The organism is Acidovorax sp. GW835-FHT14G06 (assembly GCF_058793595.1).
Genome location: NZ_JBXAGA010000003.1, coordinates 212,313 through 225,655 on the forward strand (window position 1 = coordinate 212,313; position 13,343 = coordinate 225,655).

Consider the following 13,343-nt stretch of genomic DNA (forward strand, 5'->3'; position numbering starts at 1 on the left):
CGCGCCTTCCCCCAAGGGGGACAACGCCCTCGCTGCGGGGCGGCCCTTGCTCGGCGTTCGCTGGCTCGGGCAGCGCCAGTTTCCAGCGGCTGGAGCCAAGCCAAGCGCTACGACAGATAAGCCCCATCGCCCTGACACAGCGGCCAGCCTCCCCGGCCACATCCATCGAAAGGCACCACCATGTCCATTCCCGCTGCCTCGCCACCTCTGGCACCCGCGCCGCGCCCCACACCCGCCGTGGAGGTGCTCTCGGCCGAAAAAACCTACCCCAATGGCACCCAGGCCCTGCTGCCGGTGGACCTGACCATTGAGGAAGGCGAGTTCGTCACCCTGCTCGGCCCCTCGGGCTGCGGCAAGAGCACGCTGCTGAAAATGGTGGCGGGCCTGCTGGAGCCCACCGACGGCCGTCTGCACCTGTGGCGCAAGCCTGTGGCGCAGCTGGACGAGAGCGGCAAGAAGATGGCATTTGTCTTCCAGTCGCCCACGCTCATGCCCTGGGCCAGTGTGTTGACCAATGTGCGTCTTCCGCTGGACCTGGCGGGCGTACCGCGTGCCGAGGCCGATGCGCGTGTGACCGAAGCACTGGCGCTGGTGGGGTTGTCCAAGTTTGCCAACGCCCTGCCCCGCGCGCTGTCGGGCGGCATGCAGATGCGCGTGTCGATTGCGCGTGGCCTGGTCACCCAGCCCGACCTGCTGCTGATGGACGAGCCCTTTGGCGCACTGGACGAAATCACGCGCCACAAGCTCGACGCCGACCTGCTGGATCTGTGGCACAAAAAGAAGCTCACCGTGATCTTTGTGACGCACTCGATCCACGAGGCGGTGTTCCTCTCCAGCCGCGTGATCATGATGGCCGCGCGCCCCGGCCGCGTGGTCGAAGAGTTCTGCATCGACGCGCCCTACCCCCGCACGGCCGACTTCATGGTGTCGCCCGAATTCAGCCGCTACGCCAAGCTGCTGCAGGACAGCCTGCTGCGCGCCAGCGTGGACACCGAGGAGACCGTGGCATGAGCACCCCCTTCCCTTCCGGACCGATGGCGTCGCCCGTGGTCACCGCCCACCCCGCAGCCGCACCGCGCTCAGCGCCTGCACCAGTCGCTGCCAAACCTGCCGCCAAGGCCACGCCCAAACGCCCGCCGCTCATGGCCCAACCCCGCGTGCAGCGCGTGGTGTACCCCGTGCTGGTCGGCCTGGTGCTGATCGCGCTCTGGCAGGGGCTGGTCACGGCCATGGAGCTACCGCCCTACCTGGTGCCCTCACCCATCCTGATGATGAAGACGCTGTTCACCGACTGGGCCGCCCTGGGCGGCTCGCTGTGGGTCACCGTCAAGATCACGGTGCTGGCCTTTGTGGTGGCCACGGTGGCGGGCGTGCTGATCTCGTTCCTGTTTGTCCAGAGCAAACGCATCGAGACCGCGCTCTTCCCCTACGCCGTGCTGCTGCAGGTCACGCCCATCGTGGCCGTGGCACCACTCATCATCATCTGGGTCAAGGACCCGACGGCCTCGATGGTGATCTGCGCCGCACTGGTCGCCCTGTTCCCCATCATCAGCAACACCACGCTGGGTTTGCGCAGTGTGGAGCCCGATCTGCAAAGCTACTTCCAGCTCAACCGCGCCACGCGGCTGCAGACGCTGCTGCGCCTGCGCATCCCGAGCGCGCTGCCCTACTTCTTTGGCGGGCTGCGCATTTCCAGCGGCCTGGCGCTCATCGGCGCCGTGGTGGCGGAGTTTGTGGCGGGCACCGGGGGCCAGGGTGCGGGGCTGGCGTACCAGATTTTGCAGGCGGGCTTCCAGCTCAACATTCCCCGCATGTTTGCTGCGCTGCTGCTGATCTCGCTCACCGGGGTCGCATTGTTCGTACTGATGGCGTGGCTGACGCGTGTCGCCCTGGGCGGCTGGCACGCCAGCGAAACGTCGCACGACTAGCCCTTTCAACCCCATCGCCAACACACCGCGCGCAGCCACTGGCGCGCGGCACGGGCTTCCTTTTGCCCAAAACGGCCACCAGCGGCCAAGGAGATACCGATATGACCACCACCGCCCAACAACTGCCCGACCTGCTGCCCGATCTGGACTGGATTGCCGACCCGCTGCGCGTGGGCCGCCTCTCACAGGACTTTGCCTGGTTTAGCCCTGTGCTCAAACGCGACCTGGCGGGCAAGCGTGGCGACATCGCCGTGCGCCCACGCACCGAAGCAGAAATCCGCCAGGTGGTAGCCGCATGCGCCAGCGCGGGCATCCCTCTCACCGTGCGCGGCAGCGGCACCGGCAACTACGGCCAGAGCACGCCACTGCACGGCGGCGTGATCCTGGACCTGTCGGGCTACAACGCCTTTGGCTGGGTGCGCGGCGGCGTGGGCCGCGCGCAGTCTGGCATTCGGCTGGCAGACTTTGACACACAGGCCAAGCCCCACGGGCAAGAGCTGCGCTGGCTGCCCAGCACCTACCGCAGCGCCACGCTGGGCGGGCTGTTTGGCGGCGGCTTTGGTGGTGCGGGCTCCATCAACCACGGCCCGCTGGCCGCGCCCGGCAACGTGCTGGCCGTGCGCGCGATGACGGTGGAGCCCGAGCCCCAGGTCATCGAGCTGCGCGGCCCCGAAGCCATGCTGCTGCACCACACCTACGGCACCAACGGCATCGTTCTGGAGCTGGAAGTGGCCCTGACCCCCGCCGTGGAGTGGACCGAATGCATCGCCACCTTCGAGCAATTCGACGCCGCGCTGGAGTTTGCCGACCGCTTTGGCAGCGCGCCCGGGCTGGAGAAAAAGGAGGTGTGTTTTGTGGCCGCGCCCATCCCGCAGTACTTCACCAGTCTGGCCGAACACCTGCCTGCCGACCAGCACGCCGTGCTGCTGCTGGTGGCCCCGCACTCAGAAGCCGGCATGCGCGACATGGTGGCCCAGCACGGCGGTCAGGTCACCTACCGCAAGACGGCCGACGAAGTGGCCAGCAGCCACAAGACGCTGCTCGAATACACCTGGAACCACACCACCCTGCACGCCCTCAAGGTGGACAAGGGCCTGACCTATATCCAGAGCGGCTTCAACCCCATGCACCGCCTCAAGCAGGTGAAGGCGCTGGAGGCCGCGCTGAAGGGCGAGGTGATGATGCACCTGGAGTTCTTGCGCACCAAGGAGGGCGCCTTCAACTGCAGCGGCCTGCAGATCATCCGCTACACCACCGAGGAGCGCCTGAACCAGATCATGCAGATCTACCGCGACCACGGCGTGCAGATCAACAACCCACACGTGTACATCGTGGAAGACGGCAAGCAGAACCACCTGGACCCCGCCGTGGTGGGCATGAAGCGCCGCTTTGACCCCCAGGGCCTGCTCAACCCCGGCAAGCTGCGCAGCTGGTACACAGCCGAACCCACAGCCCCCGTGCAGACACCTGTACGCCAAACAGCGTAGAGAAAACGGGTGGCGCGTGTCGCACCCACGGGCCTCTACCGCTTACCTGCAGGGCATAATCAGCTACTCATTTAGTAGCAAACCATCGAAACATGCCCTGGCACGCCCGCCTTCAGCTCGACTACACGGCAGAACATAGCGCCCGCACGGTAGCCCGCTACGAGCACAACGGGCCGCTGCGCATCCTGCAAAGCCTGTACCCCGAGGGCGACGCCATCTGCCACAACGTGCTGGTGCACCCGCCCGGCGGCCTGGTGGGCGGCGACACACTGGACATCACCACCACCGTAGGCCCCGGCGCCCACGGCCTGGTCACCACGCCCGGGGCCACGCGCTTCTATCGCTCCACCGGCCCGCTGGCACTGCAGCGCAGCCACCTCACCCTGGCCGAAGGCGCGCGCCTGGAATGGCTGCCGCTGGAAGCCCTGTGCTACAGCGCCTGCCACGCTGAAAACCACCTCACGTTGAACCTCGCCCCCGGCGCCGAGTGCATCACCTGGGACGTGACGGCGCTGGGCCTGCCGCACGCGGGCCAGCCGTTTGAACAAGGCCGCTTCACCCAGCACCTGGAAGTGCCCGGCCTGTGGCTGGAGCGCGGCGTGATCGACGCCGCCGATGACCGGCTGCTGAGCAGCCCCTTGGGTTTAGCGGGCCACCGTTGCATGGCCAGCATGTTCTTTGCCGCAGGCACGCCACTCGACCGCACCCGCCGCGACGCTGCCTTGGACGCGGCCCGCACGGTGATGGACCAGCACCCCCAGGTCAAAGCCACCGCAGGCGCAACCAGCCCCAACGACCGCATGGTGGTGGTGCGCGTGCTGGCGCCGCAGGTGGAGCCCGCGATGAAACTGCTCAAGGCAGTGCGGGTGGCCTGGCGGGAGGTGTTGTGGGGGCTGGAGGGGGAGGCGCCTAGGATTTGGGCGATGTAGGAGAGCCTAGCCAAACAGTTTCAATCGGCAATCTTCGCGACGAAGCTGGCTACGGATCAATAAGCAGCATCATCCAGAAATGATCAATCTCTCTGGATTGCCGAGGTGTACGTACTTCATAGCGTCCGTGATTCCAACATGCAGGCTTATCAACCTGCGGATTTCTTCGCTTGAGCGATCACTCTCACTTGCAAGAGCGTCCACCCACGCATCAAACCAGCGGGAGGACCATGAATTGATTTCGTTGTTCGCCGACAATTGAATTCTCGACAACGCCTCCCCGGTGAGCCCGAGTTGAGCTCGCTTGTTAAGCGTACGCGCTGCTTCCGTAACGTGGCTCATACGAAGCATCCCAGACACAATGTGGCGCCAGTTCAATATAGGGAAAATCGTTAAGGCAATGGGCAGGAACTGATCTATGCGAAGCAGCATGCGGGCCATCATCACAGATGAGTGAAACGAGTTAACAGGAAACATTGTGCCCAACACAGCGCAAGCCCCAAGAGCAAAGGCAGATGTCGCAACCGATCCATGACTTCCTTCTATCGGTTGAGTGTCGCAAGCGCTGAACATGACCACCGGGGGAAGTTGACACCGTCGCTTCAGCGCCCAGGTATCAAGTGGCTTGCCACCAACAATTAGATGGCCAACACCGGTCCGAGACTCATATCGACCGTGCCCATCAAAAATCAAAACAGCACCGTTGAAGTTTTGTATAGCGTCAACAAACTGCTCTGGGGTATCAACATCTACAAAACGGTACTTCAGTCTTTTGAAGCGGCTGGAACGGGCAACAACTTTCAGTGCCTTTTCTAGGTGACGACCAATTGGGTCGGAGGCATCAAAAGAGCGCACAACCAAAACGTCATAAAACGCATTTACAGAGATACGCAAAGGGGGCAAGTTACACGTTTGCCAAAAAAGATTGCCAGGTACGGGAGAAACACGTGAGATGTCAAAGCGCAGCCCAAGAGGCATGCCATTCGAAGGCAAGAGTTCAAGAGGTAGATCAGTGATCAGCTTGAGACCTTCGACGTAGCGGGACTCATTCCTGTCTATTCGTTTCAAGAAATCATGGTCAATCAGAGACCGCATCTTCTCACCAAGAACACGCATCATGCGAGCCTGTTTGCGATGGTATGCCGGCTCCGCGTGAGTCCTAACGCAGCGAGCAAATTCTGCAGCTTGCACCCTAATTCCATTGATTTTTGGCTCCAAACGCAGTACCGGGCAAAGCGTCGCCGAAGACAGCATGCTGAGTGCTGAGGTGAACGCTCGCATATCCCGAGCAAGCCCGCGGGACACCAATTCAGCTATGGGACTCAGTGCAAGCTCACCACTAGAGTTGCTAGGGACGGAGTGGAAGTATGACTCTGACCGTGTGACAAAACCAAGTGCTTGACGAAGCTCACGACGCTTGTCCCCTGAAACACGCTGAACAAGGTCCTGCCAAGTACTGTAGAGCCGCGCATATGAGCTTGCAACAGCGATGATCGCTCGGTGATCCTGTATTTGCGGTGTGCGACCTGAGAGCAATCCTGCGCGCTCAGCGGCTACCGCGTCTGCGGCTTGACAGATGCGGCTGATGTATTTTTCTGGCGTACTTTCCCCCATTGGCCCGAATGGTTCAGAAATTCGTCGAGTGGTTGGGAACTTGTACCCAAATGCCGCGAGTGCAGTTTCGTTGGGAGCTGTGACGTTGTGCATCCCCAGAGGCAACGAGTGCTTTCGCAGCTTTCGCTGAGGCGCATCGGTCAACAAGCGACGACACTCTCGGACAAAATTTTCAAACTGCGGATTCCGCGACAAGGCATCAAGTACCTTGCGTACGTGCACACAGACCCCGTGCAGGTTGAACCCCTGAGGTGGCACCCGATTCGGCGCTGATACGCTTGAGACGTGCAGGACAGGAATCGGAAAATCCTTCAATACAAGATCAGTTGATGCAGCAACATCAACGTCGGTGGTCACGCATACGATAAATGGTGACTGCAAAATCTCCAGAGACTGCTCAAATGAATCAATTTCAATGGGCAGTAAATGCGGCCATGTCGTTCCCGCAAGCCGGTGAACAAGCACAACATCTATATCAGTGTGAGCTTCGCGTATGTCAGCTGGAAGCTCGCATGCCTGTCGCATTGGTTCAGCAGTCGCGAGGATGCCTGGTGTGTACCAACCGAAAGGACTCGCTTTATCCAAGTCCTGTTTGGGATGAGGAAAGAGATAGATGATGTTGAAACGTGGATCGGAGGCCGCCAAGATCGCCTGATCGATTGCTGACATATGCGTAGAGTCCTTGGATTGCTCGTGATTCAAACTTGTCCTTTCGCACGCTGAATTGCTATCTTGCCGTTCGGAAATCTGAGGTACCGAGGACACAGAGGCCGCCTATTCCACCAACCCATCCGCCTTGAACATCCCCCGAATCCCCCGCACGGCCTGCCGAATCCGCGCCTCGTTCTCGATCAGCGCAAAGCGCACGTACTCATCCCCCTGGTCGCCAAAGCCAATGCCGGGCGACACGCACACCTTGGCCTTGTCCAGCAGCTGCCGCGCAAATTCCAGCGAGCCCAGCGCGCGATAAGGCTCGGGGATGCGGGCCCAGATGTACATGCTGGCCTTGGGGCAGTCCACGGCCCAGCCGGCTTCGGTGAGACCCTTGTAGAGCACGTCGCGGCGGCGCTGGTACTGGGCGGCGATATCTTTTACACACTGCTGGTCGCCCTCCAGCGCAGCGATGGCGGCCACCTGCAGGGGCGTGAAGGTGCCGTAGTCGTGGTAACTCTTGATGCGGGCCAGCGCGGCCACCAGGTCGGGGTTGCCCACCATGAAGCCCACGCGCCAGCCAGCCATGTTGTAGCTTTTGCTGAGCGTGAAGAACTCCACCGCCACGTCCTTGGCGCCGGGCACTTCCATGATGCTGGGCGCGCGGTAGCCGTCGTACACGATGTCGGCATAGGCCAGGTCGTGCACCACCAGGATGTCGTGCTTCTTGGCCAGGGCGATCACGCGCTCGAAGAAGCCCAGGTCCACGCACTGCGCGGTGGGGTTGCTGGGGAAGCCAAAGATCATCATCTTGGGCTTGGGGTAGCTGCCACGGATGGCCTTTTCCAGCTCTGCGAAGAAGTCCACATCGGGCGCCACGGGCACGCTGCGGATGTCGGCACCGGCAATCACCGCACCGTAGATGTGGATGGGGTAGCTCGGGTCGGGCACCAGCACGGTGTCGCCCCGGTCCAGCGTGGCCAGCATGAGGTGGGCCAGGCCTTCCTTGGAGCCGATGGTGACGATGGCCTCGGTGTCGGGGTTGATGTCCACCGCGTAGCGGTCCTTGTACCAGTGGCTGATGGCGCGGCGCAGGCGCGGGATGCCTTTGCTGGCGCTGTAGCCGTGGGTGTCGGGCCGCTGGGCCACTTCGGTGAGCTTGGCGACGATGTGCGGTGGCGTAGCCCCGTCGGGGTTGCCCATGCTCATGTCGATGATGTCTTCGCCCCGGCGACGGGCGGCCAGCTTGAGTTCGGCCGTGATGTTGAAGACGTAGGGAGGGAGGCGATCGATGCGCGCAAAACGGCGCTTGCCCTGCGATGCAGACATGCGGTGTGACTTTCACGTAAGCGCCCGGAACCGTCCGAGCGACGTGGCTGGCAGAAAGGCCAGCCCGCAGCCAATGTAGCGCAAGCTGCGGGCAGCACTCCAGCCCTTTGTGCGCAGTGTGGCGGCAATGCCGCAGTGGGGACGAGGGCTGGCCGCCGCCATCTACGATGGGCGCATGAACACCCTCCCATCCACAAACCCCACTGCCCTGCCTGCCGACCATCCCCTGGCCCAGGTGCAGGTGCTGGCCTTCGACATCTTTGGCACCGTGGTGGACTGGCACGGCAGCATTGCGCGCGAGGTGCGGGCACTCTATCCCCAGGTGGATGCCGATGCGTTTGCACTGGCGTGGCGCGCGGGCTACCAGCCCGCCATGGCGCGGGTGATGCGCGGCGAATAGGGCTGGACGCTGATCGATGCCCTGCACCGGCAAATCCTGGACGAGATCCTTCCGCGCTTTGGGCTGGCACACCTGGGCGATGCCGAGCGCCACCACCTCAACCGCGCGTGGCACCGGCTCCATGCCTGGCCCGACAGCGTGCAGGGGCTGACGCGGCTCAAGCAGCGCTACACCATCACCACGCTATCGAACGGCAACATCGGCCTGCTGACCAACATGGCCAAGCGCGCGGGGTTGCCCTGGGACTGTGTGCTGAGCGCCGAGGTGTTCAAGGCCTACAAGCCGCATCCCGACACCTACCTGGGCGTGGCGCGGGTGTTTGACCTGCCGCCACAGCAGGTGGCGCTGGTGGCGGCTCACCACGACGACCTGGCCGCTGCGCGGGGCTGTGGCCTGCGCACGGCGTACATCGAACGGCCACACGAGTTTGGCGTGGCACAGCCCAAGGATGTGTCGCCGCAGCCGGGCAATGACCTGCATGCCAAGGACCTGACCGATCTCGCCAGCCTGCTGGGATGCTGAACGGCCAGCGGTGTGTTCGTCAGTGCGCCACCAGCAGCTGCACAAACATCTGCACCTTGGCGCGGCATTCGGCGCTGATGGAGGTGAACTCCAGCCCGGCCACCCATTCATCGCCCTCCTGCTTGAGGGTGACGACGCGGGCGTACACATCGGCCACGCGGTAGTCCACCAGCGGCAGCTCAAACTCCAGCTTGATCTCGCTGTGGGGTTCCAGCGGCTCGATCAGCTCCACCAGCAGGCCGTGGTAGCCAATGTCGCGGATGGCGCCGTGCACGATGTGGGGCACCACGATCTTGTCCTGCATGCGCTGGCACAGGCAGGGCAGGCGCGCGTCCACGCGGTGGCTGCGGCGGAACTCCTGGCGGGGCACCTTGAGCTTGTGCGAGGGGATGGCGATCAGCTCACGCAGGCTGACGGGCTGCGTACGCCCCTTGACGAACACCTGCATGGGCGCAGACGCCGACACCAACCCCCAGCAGCGCTGGTAGGTGGAGTCGCTGATAAGCACCTGGCCCCGCAGGCTCAGCGCCTCAATGCGCGACGCCAGGTTCACGGCCTCGCCGATCACCGTGTATTCGGAATACACATCCGAGCCAAAACGCCCGGCCATCACAGTGCCCGTGTTCACGCCGATGCCCAGAAACACCTCGGGCAACCGCTCCGTCAGGTGTGCCAGGTTCAGCTCGCGCATGGCGATCTGCATCTCCACCGCACACAGCAGCGCGCGGTCCACGTCGTCGTCGCGGGCCACCGGGGCGCCAAACAGCACCATGATCGAGTCGCCCATGAACTTGTCGATCGTGCCCTGGTACTTGAACACCACTTCGGACAGCCGTGCCAGGCAGCGGTTGAGCGCCGCAATGACCACCGATGCCGGCTGCGAGCCCGACAGTGCGGTGAACCCGCGCAGATCGGCCAGCAGGATCGTGACCTCACGCGGCGCCACGGCCAGGCCGTCGGCGGCAGCACCTTCGGGGTTCTCCATGCCGTGCAGGATGTCGGCCATCTCTGCCTGCGCCGCCTCGCCCAGGGGCTTGCCGGTTTCGCGTTCGATCAGCGCCTGCAGGCGGCGCACGGCGTCGTGGTGGAATTCTTTGTGCATGGAGGTCTGGGACGTGGGGCGGCTGGGCTTTTGTGGGTGGGGGCAAGGGTGCCCCGCGCCACCCAGAATATGCGCCGCCCAGCGGCTGGTCAACCGGTGAAAACACCGCGGGCAAAGCAGCAACAGCGTTTGCTGCAGCACCCACACCCCATCAGGGAACAGGGCATGAACGCGTGAGCAGCTTCACAGCGCCTTTTTGGTCTTTTTAGCTCCAAGCGCTAGAACCACATGCGCCAACCGCTATCAATCAAATAGCAATTGATGGTTTTCCACCGTCACCTGGCAGTCACCCGGTCCACACACACAAACTCTCCCACCGCGCCGTCATAGTCCCAGCGGGCTGCCACCCTTGCCTGACCGTCTGGCGCAGCGCCCGATGCCTCGGTGCTGAGCACCACCAGGCTGTTGGGGCTGCCGTGCCGCAGGCGGTGCGACACCGCCGTGCCCGCACTGCTGGCCCACAGCCCCGGTACCGGCTGCAACAGGCGCGGCTGGTGAACATGGCCGGACAGCAGCATTTGCGCACCGGCAATGCGCCAGCGCTCCACGGCCTCGTCTGCGCGGTGGGGTCGGTGGTCGCGGTCCTCGGCGTCGCGCGCCACCAGGGGGTGGTGGCTGGCCACAATGCGCCATGCACCCGGGGGTGCACGCGCCAGCAGCAGCGCCACATGCTCGATCTGGGCAGACGACAGGCTGCCGCGCTCGTGCCGCCAGGCGCGCGTGGTGTTCACGCCCACCACGTAGAACGCACCCATCTGCCGTACGGGCTCCTGGTCCATGCCGAACTGTTCGGAGAACCGCTCGTACGACCGGCCCCAGCGCATCCACCACGCGAACAGGGGCAGGTCGTGGTTGCCCGCCAGCACCAGGTTGCTGCGCGCATGCAGGCCCCGCACAAACCGTGAGGCCTGTTCAAACTGCAGCGCGGTGGCGCGCTGCGTGAGGTCGCCCGACACCACCACCATCGCCACCCCCAGGCGCTGCGCCAGCCGCTGGACAGCGGCGCACACCACCGGGTCGTGCGCGCCGAAGTGCAGGTCCGACAGGTGCATCAGAACAGTCATGGTAGGTGGTCGAAGGCAGCGGGTGGACGCAATGGCGAACGCAATGGTTGCCGCGTCATGCAGGCAGCAAGCCGGGTGCGGCGGGGCCGGGCTCAGGCGACTCGGGCGGGATTGCGGCGTACTGATCATCAGCAGTGGGCTGGGTCTGCGGTGCGCCATCCCGCGCCAGGGGGCTGGGCGCCACCAGCCACAGCGGCCGCCCACTGATGCGGAAATGCAGGGGTGGTGCCATCCATTCCCGCTCGCCGTCAAACGCCACCTTGACCTGCGGGGGCCTCCAGCTGGCGGGTGCCACGGTCAGCTCGGAACACGCCATGCTGACCACCGCATTGTCTTTGTGCAACTGGCCTGTGGCCGCGTTCCACACGGTGCGGGCAATGGCCCAGCGGCCCTGGGGCTTGAGCATCACCACGGCCAAGTGCCCGCCGTCGGCCACCTTCTGCGCCTGCGGCAGGCCCATGCGGTCCAGCTGCAAGGGGTTATTGCCCACAAACAGGGTGGTGACCAGATGCTCCTCCTGCTGCGCCTCGGCGCCCTGGTGGGTCTTCATCACCACGCGCCAGCGGCGGCCCGATGCGGGACGAAACAGGCTCCACACCGCCGCCGCTATGGCCACCCAGCGCTTGCGGCCAAAGCGGCGCGATGCCATCTCGCGGTCGGCCAGCATCTTGGGGTACAGGCCCACGCTGGCGTTGACCACAAACATGCGGCGGTTCACAAACCCCACCTGCACCGGCCGCAGGTCGCCCGCATCCAGCGCCTGCAGCAGCTCTTGCACGGCGGTCTCGGGGTCCAGCGCCAGGCCGTGCTCGCGGCTGAAATAGTTGAACGTGCCCATGGGCACCACCCCCAGCGGCACCCCGGCGCGCAGCGCGGCCGACGCTACGGCGTTGATGGTGCCGTCGCCCCCGGCGGCCACCACCAGTCCACCATCGTCCTGCGCGGCCTGGGCGGCTTGCTCGGCCAGCTGCACGATGTCGGCGCGCCGGTCAGGCACGTGCCACACCACGTCATGCGCCTGCAGGGCAGGCACACCTTCGAGCTTGGCGCGCAGCAGGTCCAGGTCGGCACCTGGCCGCCGTGGCACCACCAGATGGATAGGGCCACGGGGCTGGGGAGGTAGGGTGTATTCCGAAGGTGTCATTCAAAAACTCTGCAACAAACAAGAGCAACCCCACAGCGCACTGGACAAATCGCAGGCGCCGGGCGAACCCGCAGGCCCACACCACGCCAGGAGCGCCAGCACGGATGACAGGGCACTCCATGATGACAAGCGGCCGACCCGCGCGCAGCCGGTAGCCACGCCTACCCTCTGTCAGCCTGCTCCGACAGCTGCAGCGAAGATGCAATACACCCATCACGCAACGGGATGCTGGGAACTTCGGTACAACCCACGGCTTCTCTCCATGGGCAGACGCCCTGCGGGTGCATCAACAGAAAGGACCCACTATCTCCATGACCACGACCTCCAGCGTTTTGGCCGCCACCGACATCGGCGCCCTGCTGGCGCAACACCCCCTGGGCTGGTGGATGGCTGGCGTGCTGGCGTTTGCCCTGCTGGGTAGCGCTGGATTGACCGGCTTGCGCAGCCTGCGGCAGCACGCAGGCGCACCGCTGGGCCGCGTGTTTCCGGCACAGGCGCGCTGGGTGCTGGTGGCCGCCATGGCCGTATCAGCCTGCACGCTGGCTCTGGCAGGTGCCGCGCTGGCAGAGCTGGCCGAAAGCGGGCGCGCCCCAGGCACCTGGGGCGCACTGGACGACGCGCTGGCCGCAGGCCTGCAAGCACAGGCATCGGCCACCGTGCTGCAGTGGTTTGCCACCCTCACCCACCTGGGAGACACCTGGGTGCTGACGGTGCTGGCGCTGGGCGTGGCGGCCGCGCTGTGGCTGCGCCATCACCGCCTGCTGGCCACCGGATGGCTGGTGGCCATGGCAGGCAACGGCGCGTTGACCAAGGTGCTGAAGAATCTGTTCGAGCGCGTGCGACCCGAGCACACGCACGGCATTGCAGAGGCCAGCGGCTACAGTTTTCCCAGCGGGCACAGCAGCGCATCGATGGTGGCCTATGCCATGCTGGCCTACCTGGCCACGCGGCTTTTGCCCCGCACCTGGCACCTGCCTGCGGTGGTGCTGGCAGGTGCGCTCATCTTCACCACCGGCTGGAGCCGTGTGGTGCTGCAGGTGCACTACGCCAGCGATGTGCTGGCAGGCTGGCTGCTGGGCGGCACGTGGATGGTGTGCACCGTACTCATCATGGAGAGCGTGTCGCGCTGGCGGCGCCCTGCCCTCGGCGCCGTGATGCAACGGCCGTGAGACG

The 13,343-nt window shown here is 64.6% G+C and carries 10 protein-coding genes and 2 pseudogenes; 7 read left to right on the forward strand and 5 right to left on the reverse strand.

All coding sequences use genetic code 11. The features are described from left to right. Positions 1-180 precede the first annotated feature (180 nt). The 4 genes from AC1Q64_RS06090 to AC1Q64_RS06105 all read left to right on the forward strand — a co-directional run bounded on the left by AC1Q64_RS06090 (position 181) and on the right by AC1Q64_RS06105 (position 4,344). Positions 181-1,011, forward strand: coding sequence for an ABC transporter ATP-binding protein (locus tag AC1Q64_RS06090; protein WP_492250764.1), 831 nt, complete (start codon positions 181-183; stop codon positions 1,009-1,011). After that, complete coding sequence (locus AC1Q64_RS06095) at positions 1,008-1,928, forward strand: ABC transporter permease (protein ID WP_492250765.1); 921 nt, start codon at positions 1,008-1,010, stop codon at positions 1,926-1,928. The genes AC1Q64_RS06090 and AC1Q64_RS06095 overlap by 4 nt, the downstream gene beginning before the upstream one ends. A gap of 101 nt (positions 1,929-2,029) precedes the next feature. Next, positions 2,030-3,415, forward strand: coding sequence for an FAD-binding oxidoreductase (locus tag AC1Q64_RS06100; RefSeq protein ID WP_492250766.1), 1,386 nt, complete (start codon positions 2,030-2,032; stop codon positions 3,413-3,415). A 92-nt stretch (positions 3,416-3,507) separates the two neighbouring features. Further along, complete coding sequence (locus AC1Q64_RS06105; RefSeq protein WP_492250767.1) at positions 3,508-4,344, forward strand: urease accessory protein UreD; 837 nt, start codon at positions 3,508-3,510, stop codon at positions 4,342-4,344. Between the two features lie 69 nt (positions 4,345-4,413). Here AC1Q64_RS06105 and AC1Q64_RS06110 read toward each other — a convergent pair whose 3' ends face one another. Further along, positions 4,414-6,627: a hypothetical protein gene (locus AC1Q64_RS06110; protein WP_492250768.1), complete on the reverse strand. Its 2,214-nt coding sequence runs from the start codon at positions 6,625-6,627 to the stop codon at positions 4,414-4,416. Positions 6,628-6,732: 105 nt separating this feature from the next. Further along, on the reverse strand, positions 6,733-7,938 hold the full coding sequence (alaC, locus tag AC1Q64_RS06115) for an alanine transaminase (protein ID WP_492250769.1): 1,206 nt from the start codon (positions 7,936-7,938) through the stop codon (positions 6,733-6,735). Positions 7,939-8,113: 175 nt separating this feature from the next. Between alaC and AC1Q64_RS06120 the strand changes: the two are divergent. After that, positions 8,114-8,860 (forward strand): annotated as a pseudogene (locus tag AC1Q64_RS06120) (haloacid dehalogenase type II). Between the two features lie 19 nt (positions 8,861-8,879). Here AC1Q64_RS06120 and AC1Q64_RS06125 read toward each other — a convergent pair. Beyond that, the gene (locus AC1Q64_RS06125) at positions 8,880-9,962 is read right to left on the reverse strand and encodes an adenylate/guanylate cyclase domain-containing protein (protein ID WP_291435566.1); all 1,083 of its coding nucleotides are present in this window, start codon (positions 9,960-9,962) and stop codon (positions 8,880-8,882) included. 275 nt (positions 9,963-10,237) lie between these two features. Then, positions 10,238-11,026 (reverse strand): metallophosphoesterase family protein, encoded by a 789-nt coding sequence (locus AC1Q64_RS06130; RefSeq protein ID WP_492250770.1) that lies wholly within the window; start codon positions 11,024-11,026, stop codon positions 10,238-10,240. A 206-nt stretch (positions 11,027-11,232) separates the two neighbouring features. Between AC1Q64_RS06130 and AC1Q64_RS06135 the strand changes: the two genes are divergently transcribed. Next, the gene (locus AC1Q64_RS06135; protein ID WP_492250901.1) at positions 11,233-11,850 is read left to right on the forward strand and encodes a hypothetical protein; all 618 of its coding nucleotides are present in this window, start codon (positions 11,233-11,235) and stop codon (positions 11,848-11,850) included. Here AC1Q64_RS06135 and AC1Q64_RS06140 read toward each other — a convergent pair. After that, a pseudogene (locus AC1Q64_RS06140) lies at positions 11,799-12,170 on the reverse strand (diacylglycerol/lipid kinase family protein); the annotation flags it as partial. The gene AC1Q64_RS06135 and the pseudogene AC1Q64_RS06140 sit on opposite strands and share 52 nt — an antisense overlap. Before the next feature lie 311 nt (positions 12,171-12,481). On the opposite strand from AC1Q64_RS06140, the gene AC1Q64_RS06145 reads away from it, so the two are divergent. Continuing rightward, entirely contained in the window at positions 12,482-13,339 is an 858-nt protein-coding gene (locus tag AC1Q64_RS06145) for a phosphatase PAP2 family protein (protein ID WP_492250771.1), read from the forward strand. Positions 13,340-13,343 lie beyond the last annotated feature (4 nt).

Excerpts from the sequence above, each read along its gene's own strand:
- AC1Q64_RS06090 (WP_492250764.1), top strand. The coding sequence starts at position 181 with ATGTCCATTCCCGCTGCCTCGCCACCTCTGGCACCCGCGCCGCGCCCC.
- AC1Q64_RS06095 (WP_492250765.1), top strand. The coding sequence starts at position 1,008 with ATGAGCACCCCCTTCCCTTCCGGACCGATGGCGTCGCCCGTGGTCACC.
- AC1Q64_RS06100 (WP_492250766.1), top strand. The coding sequence starts at position 2,030 with ATGACCACCACCGCCCAACAACTGCCCGACCTGCTGCCCGATCTGGAC.
- AC1Q64_RS06105 (WP_492250767.1), top strand. The coding sequence starts at position 3,508 with ATGCCCTGGCACGCCCGCCTTCAGCTCGACTACACGGCAGAACATAGC.
- AC1Q64_RS06110 (WP_492250768.1), bottom strand. The coding sequence starts at position 6,627 with ATGTCAGCAATCGATCAGGCGATCTTGGCGGCCTCCGATCCACGTTTC.
- alaC (WP_492250769.1), bottom strand. The coding sequence starts at position 7,938 with ATGTCTGCATCGCAGGGCAAGCGCCGTTTTGCGCGCATCGATCGCCTC.
- AC1Q64_RS06125 (WP_291435566.1), bottom strand. The coding sequence starts at position 9,962 with ATGCACAAAGAATTCCACCACGACGCCGTGCGCCGCCTGCAGGCGCTG.
- AC1Q64_RS06130 (WP_492250770.1), bottom strand. The coding sequence starts at position 11,026 with ATGACTGTTCTGATGCACCTGTCGGACCTGCACTTCGGCGCGCACGAC.
- AC1Q64_RS06135 (WP_492250901.1), top strand. The coding sequence starts at position 11,233 with ATGCGGAAATGCAGGGGTGGTGCCATCCATTCCCGCTCGCCGTCAAAC.
- AC1Q64_RS06145 (WP_492250771.1), top strand. The coding sequence starts at position 12,482 with ATGACCACGACCTCCAGCGTTTTGGCCGCCACCGACATCGGCGCCCTG.